Source organism: Rhodococcus sp. NPDC058639 (assembly GCF_042717545.1).
GTDB lineage: Bacteria > Actinomycetota > Actinomycetes > Mycobacteriales > Mycobacteriaceae > Rhodococcus.
The window spans coordinates 244527-258677 of record NZ_JBHXRF010000006.1; the positions used below are offsets into that span (position 1 = coordinate 244527).

General features: G+C 68.1%; 13 protein-coding genes. 6 read left to right on the plus strand and 7 right to left on the minus strand.

All coding sequences use genetic code 11. The annotated features are described in order from the left end of the window. Positions 1 to 124 precede the first annotated feature (124 nt). The 5 genes from ACFWU2_RS13980 (at position 125) to ACFWU2_RS14000 (ending at position 6536) form a co-directional block, all read left to right on the plus strand. Positions 125 to 1597, plus strand: a complete 1473-nt coding sequence (locus tag ACFWU2_RS13980; RefSeq protein ID WP_378606882.1) for an MFS transporter — start codon at positions 125 to 127, stop codon at positions 1595 to 1597. A gap of 36 nt (positions 1598 to 1633) precedes the next feature. Continuing rightward, positions 1634 to 4156: a nitrite reductase large subunit NirB gene (gene nirB, locus ACFWU2_RS13985; protein WP_378606885.1), complete on the plus strand. Its 2523-nt coding sequence runs from the start codon at positions 1634 to 1636 to the stop codon at positions 4154 to 4156. A gap of 95 nt (positions 4157 to 4251) precedes the next feature. After that, complete coding sequence (gene nirD, locus ACFWU2_RS13990; RefSeq protein ID WP_378606888.1) at positions 4252 to 4692, plus strand: nitrite reductase small subunit NirD; 441 nt, start codon at positions 4252 to 4254, stop codon at positions 4690 to 4692. After that, on the plus strand, positions 4689 to 5822 hold the full coding sequence (locus ACFWU2_RS13995; RefSeq protein WP_378606891.1) for a uroporphyrinogen-III synthase: 1134 nt from the start codon (positions 4689 to 4691) through the stop codon (positions 5820 to 5822). The genes nirD and ACFWU2_RS13995 overlap by 4 nt, the downstream gene beginning before the upstream one ends. A gap of 3 nt (positions 5823 to 5825) precedes the next feature. After that, on the plus strand, positions 5826 to 6536 hold the full coding sequence (locus ACFWU2_RS14000; protein ID WP_378606894.1) for a sirohydrochlorin chelatase: 711 nt from the start codon (positions 5826 to 5828) through the stop codon (positions 6534 to 6536). Between the two features lie 21 nt (positions 6537 to 6557). Here the strand turns inward: ACFWU2_RS14000 and ACFWU2_RS14005 are convergent, their stop codons facing one another. Together ACFWU2_RS14005 and ACFWU2_RS14010 are read right to left on the minus strand one after the other, a co-directional pair. Continuing rightward, entirely contained in the window at positions 6558 to 8297 is a 1740-nt protein-coding gene (locus ACFWU2_RS14005; RefSeq protein WP_378606897.1) for an NTP transferase domain-containing protein, read from the minus strand. Between the two features lie 62 nt (positions 8298 to 8359). Continuing rightward, a complete protein-coding gene (locus tag ACFWU2_RS14010; protein ID WP_378606900.1) occupies positions 8360 to 8818 on the minus strand; it encodes a MarR family winged helix-turn-helix transcriptional regulator in 459 nt (152 codons plus the stop codon). A gap of 64 nt (positions 8819 to 8882) precedes the next feature. Here ACFWU2_RS14010 and ACFWU2_RS14015 point away from each other — a divergent pair, with 64 nt between their 5' ends. Next, entirely contained in the window at positions 8883 to 10136 is a 1254-nt protein-coding gene (locus ACFWU2_RS14015) for a multidrug effflux MFS transporter (protein WP_378606903.1), read from the plus strand. A gap of 63 nt (positions 10137 to 10199) precedes the next feature. On the opposite strand, the gene ACFWU2_RS14020 is transcribed toward ACFWU2_RS14015, so the two are convergent. Genes ACFWU2_RS14020 through ACFWU2_RS14040 form a run of 5 tightly spaced genes read right to left on the minus strand, consistent with a single transcriptional unit; the run spans position 10200 to position 14099 of the window. Further along, entirely contained in the window at positions 10200 to 10505 is a 306-nt protein-coding gene (locus tag ACFWU2_RS14020; RefSeq protein ID WP_378606906.1) for an MGMT family protein, read from the minus strand. Beyond that, positions 10506 to 11291, minus strand: a complete 786-nt coding sequence (locus ACFWU2_RS14025) for an alpha/beta fold hydrolase (protein WP_378606909.1) — start codon at positions 11289 to 11291, stop codon at positions 10506 to 10508. It abuts the gene before it with no gap. A 21-nt stretch (positions 11292 to 11312) separates the two neighbouring features. After that, positions 11313 to 12071: an ABC transporter ATP-binding protein gene (locus ACFWU2_RS14030; protein ID WP_378606912.1), complete on the minus strand. Its 759-nt coding sequence runs from the start codon at positions 12069 to 12071 to the stop codon at positions 11313 to 11315. Beyond that, positions 12068 to 13126 carry an iron chelate uptake ABC transporter family permease subunit gene (locus tag ACFWU2_RS14035; protein ID WP_378606915.1) on the minus strand — a complete coding sequence of 353 codons (1059 nt, stop codon included), beginning with the start codon at positions 13124 to 13126 and terminating at the stop codon, positions 12068 to 12070. Before ACFWU2_RS14035 ends, ACFWU2_RS14030 begins: the two co-directional genes overlap by 4 nt. After that, positions 13119 to 14099, minus strand: a complete 981-nt coding sequence (locus ACFWU2_RS14040) for an ABC transporter permease (protein WP_378606918.1) — start codon at positions 14097 to 14099, stop codon at positions 13119 to 13121. Before ACFWU2_RS14040 ends, ACFWU2_RS14035 begins: the two co-directional genes overlap by 8 nt. Between the last annotated feature and the right edge of the window lie 52 nt (positions 14100 to 14151).

Consider the following 14151-nt stretch of genomic DNA (forward strand, 5'->3'; position numbering starts at 1 on the left):
CCACCTCACACCGTCGCCCGTCACCGGGTGAGCATCTCTTGACGCGACGGTCATCGCGGGCAGCACCGCGGCAACACCCGTTGCCTACCTTGGGTTCATCACACACCTGAGAAGGGCGGCCGGCATGGCAGATTCGGTCCGGAACGAGACTCTCCGAGAGAGATTCACGCGCAAGCACTACATCGAGAGCTGGGACGCCGAAGATGTCGAGGCGTGGGAGTCCGGCGGAAAGCAGATCGCCAAGAGAAACCTGATCTGGTCGGTCATCGCCGAACACGTCGGATTCTCGGTGTGGTCCGTGTGGTCGGTCATGGTGCTGTTCATGCCCACCGACATCTACGGCATCGACGCCGCGGGCAAGTTTTTCCTCGTCGCGGTGCCCACGCTCGTCGGTGCCGTGCTCCGCATTCCCTACACCGTGGCGACCGCCCGATTCGGTGGCCGTAACTGGACCATCTTCAGTGCGCTCGTGTTGCTCGTCCCGCTCATCGGAGCGCTGTACCTGATGCTGAACCCGGGGCACTCGTACAGCACGTTCATGCTGGTCGCGGCGCTTGCCGGCGTCGGCGGCGGGAACTTCGCCTCGTCGATGACGAACATCAACGCGTTCTATCCACAGCGGCTCAAGGGCTGGGCACTCGGGCTCAACGCGGGCGGCGGAAACATCGGGGTACCGGCCATTCAGCTGATCGGCCTGCTGGTAATCGCGACCGTCGGCAACACCGAACCGTGGATCGTCTGCGCCGTCTACCTGGTGCTCTGTGGTGCAGCGGCGATCGGTGCGGCACTGTTCATGGACAACCTCGGCGACCAGAAAGCGGACCTGCGCGCCATGGGCCGCGTGCTGAAGTTCAGCGACGCGTGGGTCATCTCCTTCCTGTACATCGGCACGTTCGGTTCCTTCATCGGCTTCAGTTTCGCGTTCGGCCAGGTGCTTCAGATCAACTTCCTCGCCGGCGGTGACACACCCGCCCAGGCTGCGCTGCACGCCGCCCAGATCGCGTTCATCGGCCCGTTGCTCGGCTCGCTCTCACGTCCGATCGGCGGCAAACTGGCCGACCGTATCGGCGGCGGCCGCATCACGATGTACACATTCGTCGGTATGGCGCTCGCCGCCGCAGTACTGATCGTGGCGGGAACCCTCGACGACGCGAGCGCCGGTGCAGCATCCGGCGGTGTCCTGACGGCCATGGTGCTCGGCTTCATCGCACTGTTCCTGTTGTCCGGCCTGGGCAACGGCTCGGTGTACAAGATGATTCCCTCGATCTTCGAAGCGAAGGCCCAGGGACTTGCCGGTGCCGATCGTGCCGAGAAGGCCGCGTGGTCGCGCAGCATGTCCGGCGCCCTCATCGGATTCGCCGGTGCCATCGGCGGACTCGGCGGCGTCGGTATCAACCTCGTCTTCCGCGGCTCGTACGGCGGCGAAGCGCAGTCCGCCACCATGGCCTTCTGGGTCTTCGCGATCTTCTACCTCGTCTGCATCGCGGTGACGTGGGTCGTCTTCCTCCGCCGGCCGCAACAACCCATCGGGTCGTCCACGCCTACATCGGCAGCGCCGCTCTCCCCGGCGACGCCACTGTCCGACGCCACCGTCTGACACCGATCCGCCTGCACGAACAGAGAGAGACTTCCCATGAGCCGCAAGAACGTCGTCGTCGTCGGGCACGGAATGGTCGGGCACCGTTTCGTGGAGGCATTGCGTTCCCGCGACGAGCACGACGCGTGGAAGATCACGGTGCTCTGCGAGGAACCGGACCCCGCCTACGATCGCGTGGGGTTGTCGTCGTACGTCGGAACCTGGGATCGCAAAGAACTCGCGCTCGCCGGAAACGACTACGCGGCAGACCCTCTCGTCGATCTTCGGGTCTCCTCCCGCGTCGTTGCGGTCGATCGGGCGGCGCGCACCGTGACCACCGACGCCGGCGACGTGCTGGCCTACGACGCGCTCGTTCTCGCGACCGGTTCCTACCCGTTCGTGCCGCCGATCCCCGGCAACGAACTTCCGGGCTGTTTCGTCTACCGCACACTCGACGATCTCGACGGCATCCGGGCGGCGGCCGACGCCGCGTCCGTGCACGGTGACGCTCCGGTCGGTGTGGTGGTCGGCGGTGGACTGCTCGGGCTCGAGGCCGCGAACGCTCTCCGCCGGCTGGGAATGTCTCCGCATGTCGTGGAGTTCGCGCCGCGTCTGATGCCGCTGCAGGTCGACGAGGGCGGCGGACGGGTCCTCGAACGGCTCGTGACCGACCTCGGGCTCACCGTGCACACCGGAGTGGGCACGGCCGGAATCAGCGAGGGTCCTTCCGGTCTCGTCGTCGAACTGTCCGACGGATCGACGATCGACGCCGCGGTGCTGGTGTTCTCCGCGGGAGTGCGCCCGCAGGATGCGCTCGCTCGCGACGCCGGTCTCGAGGTGGGTGCGCGCGGCGGTGTCCTCACCGACCTCGGGTGCCGCAGCACCACGGACGACGCGATCTATGCCATCGGGGAGTGCGCGGCCGTCGAGGGCACCTGCTACGGGCTCGTGGCCCCCGGGTACAGCACCGCAGAGGTGGTCGCCGACCGACTGCTCGGCGGCGCTGCCGAATTCCCCGGCGCGGACCTGTCGACCAAACTCAAGTTGCTCGGTGTGGACGTCGCCAGCTTCGGTGACGCGCACGGTGTCACGCCGGGTGCGCTCGAGGTGGTGCTGTCCGACTCGGCGAAGGGTACCTACGCGAAGCTGGTCGTGTCGGACGACGCGAAGACGCTGCTCGGCGGCATTCTCGTCGGCGACGCGTCGTCCTACGGCACGTTGCGTCCGCTCGTCGGCCGCGAACTTCCGGGCGATCCGGCGACGCTCATCTCCCCGGCAGGTGAAAAGCCCGGCGCGGGAGCGCTTCCCGACGATGCCGAGGTGTGTTCGTGCAACGGCGTCACCAAGGGCGCGATCTGCGGGGCGATCGCGGACGGCGCGTGCGACATCGCGCAGGTCAAAGCGTGTACCAACGCCGGCACCACGTGCGGCGGATGCCTCCCGACCGTCAAACAACTGCTCAGCAGTTCCGGTGTGCCGATGTCGAAGGCACTGTGCGAGCACTTCGAGCAGTCGCGCGCCGAGCTGTTCGAGATCGTGCGAGCCACACAGATTCGCACCTTCTCGGCACTGATCTCGCGCTACGGCACCGGACGGGGTTGCGACATCTGCAAGCCCGTCGTCGCGTCGATCCTCGCGTCCACCGACTCCGACCACATCCTGCATCGTCAGCAGGCGGGCCTGCAGGACACCAACGACCACTTCCTCGCCAACATCCAGAAGAACGGCACCTACTCGGTGGTGCCGCGGATGCCCGGCGGCGAGTGCACCCCCGAACAGCTCATCGTCATCGGGGAGGTCGCGCGAGATTTCGGGCTGTACGTCAAGATGACCGGCGGCCAGCGCATCGACATGTTCGGTGCCCGGGTGGAGCAACTGCCCGCGATCTGGAAACGGCTCGTCGACGCCGGGATGGAATCCGGGCAGGCCTACGGTAAATCGCTGCGCACGGTGAAGAGCTGTGTCGGCTCGACCTGGTGCCGGTACGGCGTGCAGGATTCGGTCGGAATGGCGGTGGATCTCGAAATGCGGTACCGCGGTTTGCGAGCGCCGCACAAGTTCAAGTTCGGCGTCTCCGGGTGCGCGCGCGAATGCGCCGAAGCGCGAGGCAAGGACGTCGGTGTGATCGCGACCGAGAACGGCTGGAACCTCTACGTGTGCGGTAACGGCGGGCAGTCCCCGAAGCACGCGCAACTGCTCGCCGGTGGGCTCGACGACGAGACCCTGGTCCGGTACATCGACCGGTTCCTGATGTTCTACATCCGCACCGCCGACCGGTTGCAGCGCACGGCGCCCTGGCTCGACGCGCTCGACGGCGGCCTCGAGCACTTGAAGGACGTCGTGTGCAACGACAGCCTCGGCATCGCCGCCGAACTCGAAGCCGCGATGGTCAAGCATGTCGCCGGGTACAAGGACGAATGGTCGGGAGTGCTCGAGGACCCCGAACTGCTCGCGCGTTTCGTCTCCTTCGTCAATGCCCCGGACCAGCCCGACCCCACCATCCGGTTCGACGACTCCGGCAAGCGGAAGGTGCCTGTCCTGGTCGGCATGCCGAAGATCGGCCGGGACGGATCCGCGTGACGTGCCTGCTTACGTGGAGGGAATCGGTGGGTAACGCGCGTGAAACACCGTGGCCACAGAATGCCAGGACGGAAGTTTCGAGGAGGGACCATCCCATGACCGTCATCGAGTCGCATACCGCTGGGGGTTCGACGCGTGAGAGCGTGTTCGACGGGCGCCTGGAATGGACGTCGGCCTGTCCGCTCAGCCACCTCATTCCCGGCCGCGGAGTGGCCGTCCTGTTGCGCGGGGGCGAACAGGTCGCGGTGTTCCTGCTCGACGACGGCACGCTGCGCGCGGTCGGGAACTTCGATCCGTTCGGCCGCGCCGCCGTGATGTCGCGCGGCATCGTCGGGGACCGCGCCGGCGAACCCACCCTTGCCTCACCCCTGCTCAAGCAGGTGTTCTCGCTCGACGACGGCCGCTGCCTCGACGACCCGTCGGTGCGGTTGCCGGTCTACGACGTGCGAGTGTGGGCGGGTGTCGTGCAGGTCCACAGCCACCTCACGAGCGCGCGCTCCGACGACGGTCCGGCGACCGGCGCCGAGTTTTCGTGAACCAGGACAACACGCCGCTGCGCGGTTTCACCGTCGGAGTCACTGCGGCGCGACGCGCGGAGGAGTTCGCGACGTTGCTCACGCGGCGCGGCGCCGACGTGGTGCACGCACCGGCAATCCGCATCATCCCGCTCTCGGACGACACCGAACTCGAGCGGGTGACCCGCAGCATCGTCGCCGGCCCACCGGACATCACGGTCGCGACGACCGCGATCGGATTCCGCGGCTGGATGGGAGCAGCGGACGGGTGGGGCCTTTCCGACGACCTCGCGCGCTCTCTTGCGGGCAGCCGCATCCTGGCCCGGGGACCGAAAGTGACCGGGGCGATCCGCGCCGCCGAATTGCGCGAGGAATGGTCACCGGCGTCGGAGTCGTCGGCCGAGGTCCTCGAACACCTGCTTGCCGAAGGGGTCCGGGGTCGCCGGATCGCGGTCCAGCTGCACGGTGAGCGCACCGAGTGGGAGCCGGGAACCGATGTGTGCGAAGCACTTCGGGCCGCGGGTGCGGATGTCGTCGCGATTCCCGTCTACCGGTGGACTCCGCCCGACGATCCCGCGGCGCTGGACCGCATGATCGAGCAGGTCGCCGATTACGGACTCGACGCGGTGAGCTTCACGAGTGCGCCGGCTGTGGCCTCGATGCTCATGCGCGCCAAGGAGACCGGAATGCTCGAGCTCATGTTGCGGGGGTTTCGCACCGGTGTCGCGGCGGTGTGCGTCGGGCCGGTCACCGCGGCGCCGTTCGTCGCTCTCGAGGTGCCGGTGACGATGCCGTCGCGTGCAAGGCTCGGCTCGCTGGCGAGGCACCTCGCCGAGGAACTTCCGCGCCGCGCCGTGCGGATCGAAGCCGGAGGGCATGTCCTCGGAATGCGCGGACGCTGCGTGATGGTCGACGACACCACCCGGGGTCTCGCCCCTGCGGGGATGGCACTGATCCGGACGCTCGCGTCGCGGCCCGGACGCGTCGTTTCCCGCGAAGAACTGCTCGCCGCGCTTCCCGGCGGCGGCGGAGACACCCATGCGGTGGAGACGGCGGTCGCGAGGTTGCGGTCGGCACTCGGAGCGCCGTCGATCGTCCAAACCGTGGTCAAGCGCGGCTACCGCCTGGCGGTCGATCCGGAAGGACCTTGAGCCATGACCGATCCCGCTCTGCTGCTCGTCGCCCACGGCACCCGCAATCCGCGCGGAGTCGAGATGATCGCCCGCCTCGCCGACGCGGTGTCCGGCCGGGTCGGCGCCACGCGGGTGGCGTTCGTGGACGTACTCGGTCCGTCGCCGGCCGAGGTGCTGCGCGAGGTCGCGGGGCCGGTGGTGCTGGTGCCGGCATTCCTCGCCTCCGGATATCACGTGCATGCCGATGTGCCACGGGAGGTCGCCGACAGCGGTCACGGCAGAGTGCTGGTCACTCCGGCGCTCGGCCCCGACCCGGTCCTGGCGCGTGTGCTCGTCCAGCGGTTGCGCGAGGCCGGGTGGCGTCCCGGCGACGCCGTGGTGCTCGCGGCGGCCGGGTCGTCCGACCCGAGGGCACTGCGCGACGTGCACCTGGCAGCCGACATGCTGTCGGGTCCGACGCACCAGACCGTGTCTGTCGGCTACGTCGCGACCGGGGAACCGCGCGTGCCGCAGGTGGTCGAGGCGCTGCGCGAGCGAGGAGCCCGGCGGGTGTTCGTCGCGTCGTATCTGTTGGCCGAAGGACTGTTCCACTCTCGTCTGTCCGACGCCGGCGCCGACGGCGTCACCGCCCCGCTCGGCGTGACGGCGCCTGTCGTCGACTTGGTCGCCCGTCGGTACTTCGCTGCCGTTCCTGCGCTGAAGGCAAGCGCGGGGGTGTGCCCGGCCGACTGACACCGCCGTGCGTCGGGCGCGTCAGCGGGGGAGCGGCAGCAACTCCACGACGTCTCCGTCGGAGCACCGGGGCGGCACCAGCGCGATTGCGGTGCGCCCGATCAGGCCGGCGAGGTGGGCGGTGCGGACCGCGTTGTCGCACAACCACTGTCCATCTTCACGTTGCCGAGCGGGCAGCAAGCGGGTGCGGTCGCCCTCGACCTCCGACGCGTTCGCGAGAGGACCGACCAGGCGCGGCGGCGGCGTGCGGCCGGTACGGCCGTCGACGACGGCCGGGAGCATCACCAGCAGCGTCGACAACGCCGCGACCGGGTTTCCCGGCAGACCCAGCACCGCGCGGCCGTCGGGCAGCACGGCGGCGACCTGGGAACCGCCGGGTTTGCACCGCACACGTTCGACGACGATGTGCGCACCTGCCCGGTCGAGGGCGCCGCGCAACCGATCCGTGGCACCGCCGCCCGTAGCCCCCACGATCACGAGGACGTCGACGTCCTGTGTGCCGGCGAAGAGGGCCTCGAACCCGCCGGGGCTGTCGTGCAGCAGCGTCTCACCGACCGGTTCGGCGCCGCACCACCGGACGAACCGGGGGAGGACCGGGCCCAGGGAATCCCGGGTCCGGCCCTCGCGCAGCGGACCGTGGCGCACGATCTCGTCGCCGCTGATAACGAGGTGCACCCGGAGCGGGCCCCGGACATCGATCTCGGTGACCTCGCCGCTCAGCGCTGCGGACAGGACAGCGGGTGTGACGGTCTCGCCGCTTTCGGCGAGCACGAACCCGGCATCCCAGTCTTCGCCCCGGCGGCGGGTGTCGTCACGCACCGGGCATTCGGGAAGCCGGCGCACCACACCGTTGTCGACGCGGACGAACTCGTCGCGGACCGCTGCGGTGGCACCCGCCGGGAGGTGGGCGCCGGTCGCGATCCGGGCGGCCTCTCCGTTCTCGAGCGTGAATACTGCGGGGTCGCCCGCGCGACGGACCTCGGGCCGCAGTGTCCACGGTCCGTCACCTGCAACGGCGTAGCCGTCCATCGCGGATGTCGGCAGGGGCGGCAGGGCCGCTGCCGCAACGACGGGTGCGGCGAGTGTCGCGCCCTCCGCCGCGCCGACGGGGATCCGTCGAGCGGGCAGCGGAAGCAGGGCTTGGCGCACCAGCGACCGTGCGTCGTCCGGGTCGGATGCGACGCGTCCCGGGGCGTGAGCGACGCGCGCACGGTGCAGGTCTGCCGGAGTGTCGCAGTCGGCGGTGCCCGTCACGGTGACCGAGGCGTACCGGTCGGGGAGCAGAGCCTTCATCGGCAGGTCGGCCACCTCCTCGCCGAGATGTGCGAGTCGTGCGGAGAGCGCGGGGCCTCGCCACACCGCGAGCAGGTATTGCATCCTGTCCTCGTCGTCCACCGCAAAGGCGGCGTCCGCAGACAGATCGGCGTCGAGGGCCGTGATCAGCGTTGCCACGGTGGCGGCGGTGACGAAGGGCAGGTCCGCCGCCAGTGTCACCACGACGTCGGCCACAGGGCTTGCCGCGGCGAGCGCCGCGACGGGCCCGGCGCCGGCCGGATGTTCCTGGACCTGGATGATCGCGGGGTCGAGGTCGTCGCGCCGAGGGCCCACCACCGTGATCCGCGCACACCCGGTGACGGAGGCGAGGACGGTGTCGAGGAGGCGCCGCCCCCCGACCGCCAGTGCGGGTTTGTCGACGCCTCCCATGCGGGTCGCGCGGCCGCCCGCGACGATCACTGCCTCCACGTCGGTCAGTGCACTCATATCCTCATGCTGCCCCATGACGCCGTAGCTTTCGCAGGGCCGGTGCCCTGCCGCAGTGTCGATCAGTAGTTCTTGGGCATCGAGCCGAGCCGGGCGAGCAGGGGCGCGGCCTCGATCAGGGTGCGCGCTTCTTCGGGACTCAGTGTGGTGAGCAGATCGCGTATGCCCCGTGCCCACATGGCGTCGATCAGTGCGTTGTTGCGCCGGGCCAGGTCGGTCTGGTGAATCCGGTGTGAACGTCCGTCGTTCGGATCGGCGCGTCGCTCGAGCAGTCCGCGATCGACGAGGCGGCTGACGGTGGTGCTGACGTTGCTGTTCTGCAGGTCGAGGGCGCGCGCGATCTCCGAAATCGAACTACCGGGGCGCTCGGCAACCGCGCGCAGGACCTCGATCTCGGAGTTCGGCATGGCCGACAGGCCCGCCTCCCGTTCGCCGAATCTCCGGAGTGCCCACACCAGCGAACGAGAGGTCCGGGCGAGGCTGTCGACGTCGCTGTCGCTTACGTCCCGTGGATTCACCATGCTACGATACTAGCTCTTAAATGTATATATACATTTACATATACCTTGGCAATGAAAGGCACGTATGCCCCAGCATGACTCCGCGACCACCGAGGCGCTGGATCCCCCCGAGAACATCGAGACCGGTGACGGCACCGACGGCACGCCGTTCTCGGCGAAGTTGATTGCGGTCCTGGCGCTCCTCGCAGCAGTGGCGCCGCTGGCGATCGACATGTACCTCCCGGCCTTTCCGGAAATGGCCGAAGAATTCGACACGAGCGCGTCTGCGATTCAGCTGACCCTCACGACATTCCTGCTCGGAATGGCCATAGGCCAGCTCGTCTTCGGTCCCTTGTCCGACCGGTTCGGCCGCCGCCCGCTCCTGCTCGTCGGCACCCTCGCGTGCGCGGCGTTCAGTGCCGCGAGTGCGCTCGCGCCCACCATCGAATTGCTCGCGGGCGCGCGGTTCGTGCAGGGCTTCGCGGGTGCGGCCGGCATCGTGCTCGGCCGTGCCGTCATCGCGGACCGGGCCGAGGGCGTCGCGGCAGCCAAGCTGTTCAGCCTGCTCGTCGTCATCAACGCGGTAGCTCCGATCATCGCGCCTCTCGTCGGCGGCGTGATCGTGACGAACGCCGGCTGGCGCGCCGTCTACTGGGTGCTCGCCGGGTTGTCCGTCCTCATGTTCCTGGCCGTGCTGCTTCTGGTGCCCGAGACCCATCCCGTCGAGCGCCGCACCCAAGGCGGCGCCTCCGCGATGCTGCGGGATGCCAGGGAAGTGCTCCGGAACCGCCGGTACGTCGGTTACACCCTGGCGTATGCCTTCGCCTTCGGCGTGATGTTCGCCTACATCTCCGCCTCGCCCTTCGTGCTGCAGAACGTCCACGGTATGTCCACCGGCTGGTACACGGTGGCGTTCACCGCCAACGCGATCGGTCTCGTGATCGGCAGTATCGCGAACGACAACATCGTCCGCCGGATCGGCTCCGGGCGAACGTTGCTGATCGGCCTCACGATCCTGGCGTCGATGTCGGTCCTGATGCTGATCAACAGCCTTGCCGGACCGGCGATGTGGGTGACACTGATCCTGCTGTGGTGCACGATGAGCAGCCTCGGCCTCATCATCGCGAACGCCACCACCTTGGCCCTGGGCCAGGCGCAACGTGCGGCGGGCACCGGCTCGGCGTTGCTCGGTGCGCTCCAGTTCCTGCTCGCGGCAGCGATCGCCCCGCTCGTCGGAATCGGTGGAGAAGACACCGCGGTGCCCATGGCGGTGGCGATGGTCGTCAGCGGCGTCATCGCACTGGGCGCGATGGCGTTGGCCAGGCCCGAACGCGCCTGAGCACCAGCGAGTCACCACCTCGCCGGTGGGTCCGGACGGCCGGACCCACCGGCGAGGTCGTTGTCACGGGGTGGGGAAGGGGTGGCGTGCCTGTGCCAGATCCACTCGGTCTCCGCGGATCGGTGTGCCTTCGAGCGCCAGCCGGGCCAGTTGCCGATGGGCGAGGTGCGCGGCCGGTCTGCCGGACGCCGGCACCACGCGATGCCACGGCAGGTCGGCGCTGTCGGTGCGCATGATCCAGCCGACCGTACGCGGACTGGAAAGCTCTGCGGCATCGGCGATGTCGCCGTAGGTGACCACGCGGCCCTCCGGGATGGACGCGACGAGCGCGCGCACCTTTTCGATCTGGTCGTCGGTGGTCGCGGCCATCTACAGCACCCGGGAGATGAGATCGGCGGTCTCGGCGGGGCGGGCCTGCTCGATCATGTGATCGCAGTCGACCTCGACCATCATCAGGTTCGATCCGAGCCGGTCGGCGAGCGCGGCACGGAATTCGGGAGAGGTGTATCCGGGCTGCACCTTCCCGGCCCGCGCGAACACGGTCCGGACGTGAGCGGGTGGCAACACGTAGTCCCGGGCGAGTTCGCTCCACGACGTCACCGTCGCGGGCACGCACACCCGCCAGGCGACGCGCCCCGAGTCCAGCGTCACCAGGTGCTCCTCAACCTCCGCGTCGAGCAGTTCCGGATCGACTTCGGCCCAGTCGGCGTTGACTTTCTCGGCGCGCGCCTCGGCTTCGTCGGTGTAGTCCGGGTAGCGGGCCGTCGAGTCGGCGACGTCGAGCATCCGCTCCGGCGGCAGCGCGATCGCCGGATCGAGCAGGACGAGTGCTCGCACTCGTTCGGGGGCCACCGCGGCGAGATGCAGCGCCAGTGCCCCTCCGAACGAATGGCCCACCACGGTCACCGGACCCGAGGCGTGCGTGTCGAGCACATGGAGCAGGTCGTCGACGTGGCGTTCGAACGTCCAGGGAGGCGTCCACGGCGATCGGCCGTGACCACGGAGGTCGGGTGCGAGGAACCGGGCGTGGGGGAGATGATTCTCCGCGAGGTGCCGCCAGCGCCGGCCGTGACCCGTGAGCCCGTGCAGCGCAAGGATCTGCGGCCCGTCGGCGGGGCCGAACAGGTGGGTACGGAGGCTCTCGGCAGCGTTCACGCCGACCACTATCGCAGCTGACTACCGGTAGTAGACGGCCAGCGGGCCGTTGGGGCCGTCCACGCAGGTCACCGGGGTGTCGAACACGCGCGTGAGCGTGTCGTCGACGACGATCTCCTCCGGAGTCCCGAACTCGACGACGCGCCCGTTCTTCACCGCGCAGATCCGGTCCGCGTAGTGCGCGGCAAAGTTGATGTCGTGCAGGACGATGACCACCGTCCTCCCGAGTTCGTCGGCGGCCCGGCGCAGGTGCTGCATCATCAGGACCGAATGCCGCATGTCGAGATTGTTGAGCGGCTCGTCGAGAAGGACGTAGTCGGTGTCCTGGCACAGCACCATCGCGACATAGGCGCGCTGGCGCTGCCCGCCGGAAAGCTGATCGAGATAGCGGTTCTCGAGCGGGCCGAGATCGAAGAACTCGATCGCGCGGCTGATGATCTCCTGATCCTGCCGGGTGATGCGGCCCTTCGAATGCGGGAACCGGCCGAAGCCCACGAGCTGACGCACCGTCAGCCGGGTGACGAAATGGTTCTCCTGGCGCAGGATCGAGACGATCTTCGCGAGGTCTTTCGACGCGGTGCGGGCGATGTCGTAGCCGGCGATCTCGATCGAGCCGGAATCGGCGCCGAGCAGTCGGCCGATGATCGTCAGCAGTGTCGACTTGCCGGCTCCGTTGGGCCCCACCAGTGCGGTGATACCGCCCGCCGGAATCTGTAGATCGACCGGGCCGATCGACACCTCGTCGCCGTAATCCTTGCGGACGCCCTTGAGTTCGATCACAGTCTGCCCTTTCGGAGGAGGACGTAGAGAAACACCGATCCGCCGACGGCTTCGATGATGATGGACACGGCGCCCTCGGCGTAGAAGACGTTCTTGAGAACGAAGTAGGCCCCCGTGAGGACGACGAACCCGGTCAGTACCGCGACGGGAAACACGTACCGGTGGTCGTAGGTGTTCGCGAACTGGTACGCGAGGGTGGCCACCAGGAAGCCCAGGAACGTCATCGGTCCGATGAGGGCTGTGGAGACGGCCATCAGGACCGACACGAGGAACAACACGATCATGATCTCGCGGCGATGATTCAGACCGAGGTTGGTGGTGATGTCGCGTCCCAGCGCCACGAGATTGAGTTTGCATGCACGCCACCACAATGCGGCGGCAGCGGCGATACACAGGGGAATGGCGACGGGAAGGTAGGAGGCGTCCGCGTTGGACACGGACCCGAACAACCGTGCGGTGAGAATGTCGAATTCGCTCGGCGTGAGCAGTCGTTGCATGAAGGTCGAGACGGAGCCGAGCCCACCGCCGAGGATGATGCCGACGAGCAGCATCACCTGCAGGTTGCCGTACTTGCCCGACAGTAACCACCCGTAGAGCGCGAGCGAGAAGAAGACCATCAGGGCGATCTGCAGGAGGAACTGCGGAGTTCCTTGCAGTGCAACGACTCCGACGGCACCCAGGAAGTACACCGCAGCCGTGGAGATCGCGACGTACAGCGCCTCGAATCCCATGATCGACGGTGTGATGATCCGGTTGTTGGTGGCCGTCTGGAACGCGACGGTGGCGGTCGCCTGGCACACCACGACGATCACGATGACGACCAGGCTGGTCGCCCGCATCTCCGTGATCCGCCAGAACCCGGAACTCCCGAACGGCATCGGGTTGTTCCACACCAGCGTTCCCGCCGCGAACAAGCACGCGAGGAGCGACAGTGCGGCGAGCAGAATCCAGTAGCGGCGGCGCGCCTTCGGGGTCGGAAAGACATCCGATGCACGCAGTTCCGCCGGCGGTGCCGTGACCGCCGGTTCTGCGCTGACGGGCATGGTTTCAGGCATGACGACGGCTCCGCAGCAGTAGAGCGATGAACACGACGGCGCCGACCACGCCGAGGATGAGCGAGACCGGGACCTCGAACGGGGCGATGATCGTCCGGCCGATGAGGTCACACACCGTCACGATCGCAATGCCCAGCAAGCAGACCCAGGGCAGATTGCTGCGCAGGTCGTCGCCGCGGAACATGGAGACGATGTTCGGGACGATGAGGCCGATGAACGGCAGATTCCCCACGACGACGGTCACGACGCCGGTGGCCACGGCAATGAGGCCGGTGCCCAGGAAGATGATCCGAGTGTAGTTGAGTCCGACGTTCGTCGCCACGTCTTCGCCCAGACCGGCCACCGTGAGGCGGTCCGCCACCAGGAACACCGCGACCGCAACGGCGGCGACGATCCACAGCACCTCGTACTGTCCCCGCAGGACGGAGGTGAAGCTGCCGGCGAACCACACGCCCAGGCTCTGGAGCATGTCGGTGGCCAGGGCGAGGTACGTCGTGATCGAGCCGACGACGGCGCCGAGCATGATGCCGACGATCGGCACGATGAGGGACGAGGACAGCGAGACGCGGCGGAGGAACAGGAAGAAGATCATCGTGCCGACGAACGCGGCGACGATCGCCCCGATCATCCGCGGCATGAGCCCCGATCCGGGCAGGAGGATCATCATCAGGATGAGGCCGAGGCCCGCCCATTCCGTCGTGCCGGCGGTGGTCGGCTCGACGAACCGGTTCTGGGTGAGCAACTGCATCACCAGCCCCGACATCGCCATTGCCGCGCCCGCCAGAACCAGCGCGATCGTCCGGGGGATGCGGGTGATCTCGAACATCTCCCAGCCGTGTTCTCCGCCGAAGATGTCGTACACCCCCGTGAAGAGCGAAAGCGTCAGCAGGACACAGACTCCGAGGATTCCCAGGAGTAGTTTCCAGTCGAACAGCCGGCCCTTGCCGGTCGGGGAAACCGTCGTTGTGCTCATCGATGCTGCTGTCTTCCGTGAGGCATTCATGCCTGGGCCCGCGGGACGGACC